The following is a 6,852-nucleotide window of genomic DNA, read 5'->3' on the forward strand; positions in this document are numbered from 1 at the left end:
GTTCGGATCACAGGGGATTGAAGACCGAGGACTCCGCCTCGACCTGCAGGATGCGGAACTCGACGCGCATGTTGTCACGCCACTCCTGCTCGGTCTTCGGCGGGCACGGGTCCTCGCCGCAGAGGCCGTTCTTCGGCTTGGTGATGCCATGGCCGACCACCGCGAACTGGCTCGGGTCGAGGGTGAGGCCCTTCTGCGCGGCGTAGGCGGTGATGCTGTCGCGCACCGCCATCGCCCGCGAGAGGCTGAGATTCTTCGCCGCCTGCTTGATCCGGCCGAGCACCATGGAGGACTCGCCCGCCTTCTTCTTGCGCAGGTAGCCGAGGGGGTCGCTGTTGCCCTCCACGGTGATCAGCGCACCGCCGTAGGTGGAGGAGAACTGGATCACCTTGTCGAAGGCGCCGCGGTAGAGGTCGGCGGAGAAGGTGTTCTGGTTCGGCTCGAAATAGATCTCGAAGGAGAACAGCTCGCCCTCGTGCAGGCGGCCCTGCTGCTGCTTGCGGGCGATCACCGAGTTCACCTGCGCCGTGTCGAAACGCGGCGCCTCGCTCCGCCCGGCGAGCCGCAGCTGGCGCTTCAGGCGATCGTAGTCCCAACCGGCGGAGGTCAACGCGACCGGCCCACCGAGGAGGCCGAGGCCGAGGAAGCTCTGCTGGATCTCGCCGGTGATCTTCCCGAGCGAGCGGGGGAAATTGGGGTTGGCGAAGAAGTCCACGTTGCCCTGCCAGTCGACGAACTGGCAGTCGCCATACAGCCCCTCGGCGTCGGCGGTCGCCAACGGGCTGTCGAGGAGCAGCTCGGCGGCGGCGGTGAGGGTCTTCTTGCGGGTTTTGCCCTGACTGCCGGCCATGACCTGGCGCAGTTGCTCCGCCCCCTGCATCAACCCGCCGACGAAGGCCTCCACCCGGTCGCGGTGCTGGTTGAAGTAGTCGCTGCGCACCGCGTAGACGTCGGCGATCACCCGGTTGGCGGTACGCGTGGAGAGCAGGATGTGGGCGCCGCGCACCGAGCCCTCGGCCCCGGTGCCGACGGTGCCACCGGAGGTGAGCAGCAGGGCGTCCGGGGTGATCGCGAAGGCGGCGTCGACCTCGCCCGCCTGCATCGCCGCCATCGGCGTGTCGTCGGTGCCGGTGAGGTCGGGGTACCACTTCACCTCGACGTCCTTGAGGCTCAGCCCGGCGTCGGCGAGCAGGCGGCTCATGTAGTAGACATGGGGGCCGTGGGCCTGCAGGCCGATGCGCTTGCCCTTCAGGTCGGCCGCCTTGCGCACGTCGCCGCCCACTGCCAGCGCGTCGCCCCCCGCCGACCAGGTCAGCTGGTAGACGATCACCGGCTTGGTGCGCGGATCGGCCGCAAGCAGCTCGCTGGCCATGTTGATCATCCCCAGGGTGCCGCGCAAGTAGGGAGTCTCGCCGCGCAGATAGGCCGCCACCTGCTTCTTGAAGACATCCTCGCGGAACAGTTCGATATCGAGCCCGGCGTTGGCGAAGAGGCTCCCCTTGCGGGTCTTCGCCGCGTTGCCGTTGGCGAGGATGGTGGCGATGTCGCCCCCCCAGGTGATCATCGGCACCCTGACGGTGGCGCCGGGCCGGACCTCGCCGACCGGAGTACCGGCCAGCTCGCGCTTCATCGCCTCGAACCGCACCGTACCGGGCGCCGCTGCCAACGGCAGACTGACGACCAGCGTGAACAGCAGCGCCAGTAGCGTTCTTGTCTTCATTTCCATGGGAATCACGTCGTCGGTTGGTTGATGGCCACGATTCGTGGAGAATCCAGATCAAGGTTGTATCAGGTACCCTATGACCCGGTCCACCCCACCGGTCGCGGCGAACTCCGCGGTCGTCGGGTGGCGCGATATGGGGCACGCGCCCTCCGGGCATTGTAGAGAGACCGGTTATCCCATACAAATGACAAGGTTATGAGCGATCTACGAGACCTCGAATTGATGGTCGGCTCCGGCACCTCGCTGCTCTTCGTCGAGAGCGGCGATGAACGGGAGGTCGAAACCCTCTTCCGCCGCCTCGCCACCCGGCTCGGCCGACCGCTGCTGCGCTGGTCGGTGGCGAGCGGCCTGAAGGCGCTGAACGGCGAGCCGGCGAGCCGCCCCGGCGTGCGCGAACCGGCCAAGATCCTCGCCGAGATCCCCGGCCGCACCACCCCCACGCTGTGGCTGCTGATGGACTTCCACCACTGGCTCGACGACCCGCTGGTGCTGCGCCAGCTCAAGGAGATCGCCCTCGGCGACGGCGGCCAGACCCTGGTCCTGGTCAGCCACGCCATGGAGATCCCGGACGAGCTGCGCTCGCTGGCCGCCCGCTTCGAGCTGTCGCTGCCGGACCGCGGCAAGCTCGAAGCGCTGCTGCACGAGGAGAGCCTGGAGTGGGGGCGGAAGAACCGGCGCAGCATCCAGGCCCACCGCGAGATCGTCGACGCGCTGCTCGACAACCTCCTCGGCCTCACCACCGGTGACGCCCGCCAGCTGATCCGCAACGCCATCTACGACGACGGCATGCTCACCGAGGAGGACCTCGGCGAACTGGCCAAGACCAAGTACGGCCTGCTCGGCAGCGAAGGGGTGCTGTCGCTGGAGCTGGACACCGAAAAGTTCAACCAGGTCGCCGGCCTGCACCGGATGAAGCGCTGGCTGGAGCGCCGCCGCGAGGTGTTCCTCGCCGACCAGCCGCCGGCCGGCCTCGACCCGCCCAAGGGGCTGCTGCTGCTCGGCGTGCAGGGCGGCGGCAAGAGCCTCGCCGCCAAGTCGGTGGCCGGCAGCTGGGGCATCCCGCTGCTGCGCCTCGACTTCGGCACCCTCTACAACAAGTACTACGGCGAGACCGAGCGCAACCTGCGCGACTCGCTGAAGACCGCCGAGTCGATGGCGCCCTGCGTGCTGTGGATCGACGAGATCGAAAAGGGGCTCTCCGGCGGCGACGACGGCCCTGCGAAGCGCATCCTCGGCACGCTCCTCACCTGGATGGCCGAGCGCGGCTCGCGGGTCTTCCTGGTGGCCACCGCCAACGACATCGAGGTGCTGCCGCCGGAGCTGCTGCGCAAGGGGCGGTTCGACGAGATCTTCTTCGTCGACCTGCCCGACCCCGAGGTGCGCGCGGAGATCTTCCGCATCCACCTCGCCAGGCGGCAACAGGACCCCGCCACCTTCGACCTCGAACCGCTGGCGGCGGCCAGCGAGGGCTTCGCCGGCGCGGAGATCGAACAGGCGGTGGTCTCGGCGCTCTACGCCGCCCACGCCGCGAAGGAGCCGCTCAACACCGGCCACATCGTCGCCGAGATCGAGCAGACCAGCCCGCTCTCCGTGGTGATGGCCGAAAAGATCGCCTACCTGCGCAGCTGGGCGGCGAGCCGCACCGTACCCGCGTAGGTCGGCGATACTTCGCCGACGCAAACGGAAGCACCACAATCAAAGCCTCGCGACGCCCCCGACCTAACGGCGAGGCGCCTTCCTGAACGTCATTCGCGACCTCAACCCCGCGACCACAGCGCCAACGAGCCTGTCGTACGGCGTCAAAAACCCCGCAAAAAATACCCCTTCCCGCGCTCCGATTCTTCACCTTTCAAGTGACGTCCTACCACTATTCTGCATACCGCGACGTGAGATACTGTTCCCCAAATTCTCGAACGATCCACCCGCGGAAACGGCCCCCCCACCGATAGCCGACGCCGCTGGAGAACCCGCATGAGCAACACTTTCCACCTGATCCTGATCAAGCCGTCGCGCTACGACGACGACGGCTACGTCGTACAGTGGCGCCGTTCGATCCTCCCCTCCAACGCGCTGTCGGTGCTCAACGCCCTGGGCGAGGACTGCGCCGCGCGCCACGTCCTCGGCCCCGACGTCGAGATCACCCTCGAGGCCCACGACGACCACACCGGCCTGCCGCCGATGAAGAAGATGATCGGCCGCCTCAAGGCCGCCTCCGCCGGCGCCCTGGTGGGCATCGTCGGCGCCCACAGCGCCCAGTTCCCGCGCAGCGTCGACCTGGCGCGGCGCTTCCTCGCCGCCGGCATCCCGGTGGTGATCGGCGGCTTCCACGTCTCCGGCGCCTACTCGATGCTGCCGGAGATGCCGCCCGAGCTGCAGGCGGCGATCGACGACGGCATCTCGCTGTTCGTCGGCGAGGCGGAGGGGCGCCTGGAGACGGTGATCCGCGACGCCCAGCGCGGCGAGATGCAACCGATCTACGACTTCAGCGACGACCTCGTCGATCTCGCCACCGCGGTGACGCCGAAGAAGCTCCCCGCCGACGTCGAGCGCAAGATGCCGCTCTCGCTCAACCCGGTCGACCCGATCGAGGCGGGGCGCGGCTGCCCCTTCAAATGCACCTTCTGCACCGTGATCAACGTCCACGGCCGCAAGGCGCGCACCCGCGAACCGGAGGCCATCATCCGCCAGGTGCGCGAGGGCGTCGCCCGCGGTCGCGACAACTTCTTCTTCACCGACGACAACCTGGTGCGCAACAAGCGCTGGCGGGAGATCTTCGAGGGGCTGATCAAGCTACGCGAAGAGGAGGGGCTGAAGTTCCACATCATGTTCCAGGTGGACACCCAGTGCGACCGCGACCCCGACTTCATCCCGCTGGCGGTGCGCGCCGGCTGCCACCAGGTGTTCATCGGCATGGAGAGCATCAACAGCGAGGCGCTCGCCGCGGTGGGAAAGAAGCACAACGACGTGCGCCGCTACCAACGGCTGTTCCTCAACTGGAAGCGCCACGGCGTGGTGATCATGGTCGGCTACATCATCGGCTTCCCCGCCGACACCCCGGAGAGCATCCGCCGCGACATGGAGATCATCAAGCGGGAGCTGGCGGTGGACCTCGCCTACTTCTATGTGCTCACCCCGCTGCCCGGCTCCGAGGACCACGTCACCCTATGGAAGCAGGGGGTGGAGATGGACCCCGACCTCTCCCACTACACCTCCTACCGCTCCATCGCCCCCCACCCGACGATGAGCACCGAAGTCCTCGACGGCATGTACGACTGGGCCTGGCGCAACTTCTACGACGACGAACACTGCGAGCGCATCCTCACCCGCCACGCCGCCCTCGGCGGGGATGTCGACTACCTCTTCCCGTTCATGGTGGTAGGCCGCGGCGCCCACCCGATCGACGACGCCCACGCCTTCGAGTTCGGCATCATCCGCATGAAGGACCGCAACGAACGCCGCCCCGACCTGCCGCGCGAGCCGCTGCTGCCGTTCCTCGCGCGCCGCGCCCGGGAGGTGACGGTGGCCCAGGTGCGCTGGGTGCGGTTGTGGCGGCACATGGTGCCGCTCGCCGCGCGGGCCAAGCTGGCCTATGGACGCCCGCTGCCGGATGATCCGGCGGTGAACGCTACCGAAGATATTCCCGAAGAGGAGATGCCGGCAGAGAGCGCCGCATTCAAATGGGAGGAGGCCGCCGAGTCCGTCATCCCGCTCGAACAGCTCAAGGTCGGGGCAACGGCCACTCTTCGGCAGGCCCAGTGAAATGACTCGGCTGACCGAAAGTCAGCCAAGAGATCAGCGCGCGATGGATGAGGGTCAAGCGGTCGGTTGAATCGCCTTATTGGGCCAATCCTCATCGACCGTAAAGGCCTGGCCGACGGCGCGGAAATGCGCGAACTCCCGCTTCTGGAGCTTCGTGCGAATCTCCTCGAACGACTTCACGACCTCTTCGGCATAGAGCCGTTCCCCACAGTGCCGGCACACCTCCGCATCGACCTGCAACGAGACGATATTCCCCCCACCACGCAGAAGCTTTTCCACCTTCCGGCTGACGAGCTCCCCACCGCAAACGGGGCATTTTTCAAACGGGGTCATTGCTTTACCCTCGCTTTCCAATCCACCCACCGCGCCGGGTCCGCACAGGCGATAGCGCCTCATCCCGTGCCACCGCCATTACCATCACCTCATATAGGGCGGGCCGCGCCCGCCGCGGCGTCAAATCCTGCACCAACGTCATTACCTGCACCGAAGCACCTGCCACCACAACCGCCCGATATCGGCTCAGTAGTGGTACCGACAGGCAAGGACGTGGATCGCATCCTCGGTCACCCGATAGACCAGCCGATGCTCGCTATCGATACGGCGACTCCAACACCCCTGAAGATCGAAACGCAGCGGCTCCGGCTTGCCCATTCCACCGTACGGATCGCGCCCGATATCGCGAATCAAGGCATTGATCCGCCTGAGCAACTTCCGATTCTCCCGCTGCCAATAGCAGTAGTCCTCCCACCCCGGAGGGTGGAAGACCACCTTCAATCGTCCTCGGCGAGGGCGCGCTCCTCACCGCCTCCCCGACGGAAGCTATCCAGCCCCTCCCGCAGGCGGGCGGCCATGGCGGGGCTGCGCAACAGATAGGCGGTCTCCTCCATGGCGCTGTAGTCCTCATAGGAGATGAGCACCGCCTTGTCGCCGTTGCGCCGGGTGATGATCACCGGCTCGTGACGGTCGCACACCTCATCGAGCACCGATTTCAGGTTGCCGCGCAGATCGCTGTAGTTGATCGCGTCCATGGAATGGGCACCTCTCCAATTCGCTTGTACAAAATAACGTACAACGAAAGTCTAAAGCCTAGGTCGTGGCCACCGCAAGTTAAGCCCCCTAAACAACGACCGTGCCGAAGCCGGATCCACGACCGCAGCTGGCGCGAGCCGTCCAAATAAACAACTGGAATCGGTTAGCCCATATTTAACAGCTAAATTTTTATTAATCCGAAAATCAACAAGTTGCGATTTTTCTTCTCGGCGAGTGGCACTACAAACTCGCCATTCTTCGATAGGGTGGATTAAACCGTCATCTTCGTCACTCCACCCGGCTCCGAATCGATGCCGAGCGCTTGGTAGATGGTCCGTTGC

6 protein-coding genes are annotated in these 6,852 nt (G+C 66.1%); 2 read left to right on the forward strand and 4 right to left on the reverse strand.

Annotated elements, in window-relative coordinates:
* Positions 1–7 precede the first annotated feature (7 nt).
* Positions 8–1,720 (reverse strand): ABC transporter substrate-binding protein, encoded by a 1,713-nt coding sequence (locus ACYQ2W_RS12120; RefSeq protein ID WP_459867097.1) that lies wholly within the window; start codon positions 1,718–1,720, stop codon positions 8–10.
* A 198-nt stretch (positions 1,721–1,918) separates the two neighbouring features.
* Here ACYQ2W_RS12120 and ACYQ2W_RS12125 point away from each other — a divergent pair, with 198 nt between their 5' ends.
* Complete coding sequence (locus ACYQ2W_RS12125) at positions 1,919–3,379, forward strand: AAA family ATPase (protein ID WP_459867100.1); 1,461 nt, start codon at positions 1,919–1,921, stop codon at positions 3,377–3,379.
* 315 nt (positions 3,380–3,694) lie between these two features.
* On the forward strand, positions 3,695–5,482 hold the full coding sequence (locus ACYQ2W_RS12130) for a B12-binding domain-containing radical SAM protein (protein WP_459867103.1): 1,788 nt from the start codon (positions 3,695–3,697) through the stop codon (positions 5,480–5,482).
* A gap of 54 nt (positions 5,483–5,536) precedes the next feature.
* Here the strand turns inward: ACYQ2W_RS12130 and ACYQ2W_RS12135 are convergent, their stop codons facing one another.
* The 3 genes from ACYQ2W_RS12135 to ACYQ2W_RS12145 form a co-directional block, all read right to left on the reverse strand.
* Entirely contained in the window at positions 5,537–5,878 is a 342-nt protein-coding gene (locus ACYQ2W_RS12135; RefSeq protein WP_459867106.1) for a YgiT-type zinc finger protein, read from the reverse strand.
* 123 nt (positions 5,879–6,001) lie between these two features.
* Entirely contained in the window at positions 6,002–6,256 is a 255-nt protein-coding gene (locus tag ACYQ2W_RS12140; RefSeq protein WP_459867109.1) for a Txe/YoeB family addiction module toxin, read from the reverse strand.
* Entirely contained in the window at positions 6,253–6,510 is a 258-nt protein-coding gene (locus ACYQ2W_RS12145) for a type II toxin-antitoxin system Phd/YefM family antitoxin (protein WP_459867112.1), read from the reverse strand. Before ACYQ2W_RS12145 ends, ACYQ2W_RS12140 begins: the two co-directional genes overlap by 4 nt.
* Between the last annotated feature and the right edge of the window lie 342 nt (positions 6,511–6,852).

It is taken from the genome of Endothiovibrio diazotrophicus, from assembly GCF_054657215.1.

Bases quoted from the DNA above. Each gene is read 5' to 3' on its own strand.
- ACYQ2W_RS12135 (WP_459867106.1), bottom strand. From the start codon at position 5,878: ATGAGGCGCTATCGCCTGTGCGGACCCGGCGCGGTGGGTGGATTGGAA.
- ACYQ2W_RS12130 (WP_459867103.1), top strand. From the start codon at position 3,695: ATGAGCAACACTTTCCACCTGATCCTGATCAAGCCGTCGCGCTACGAC.
- ACYQ2W_RS12145 (WP_459867112.1), bottom strand. From the start codon at position 6,510: ATGGACGCGATCAACTACAGCGATCTGCGCGGCAACCTGAAATCGGTG.
- ACYQ2W_RS12125 (WP_459867100.1), top strand. From the start codon at position 1,919: ATGAGCGATCTACGAGACCTCGAATTGATGGTCGGCTCCGGCACCTCG.
- ACYQ2W_RS12120 (WP_459867097.1), bottom strand. From the start codon at position 1,720: ATGAAGACAAGAACGCTACTGGCGCTGCTGTTCACGCTGGTCGTCAGT.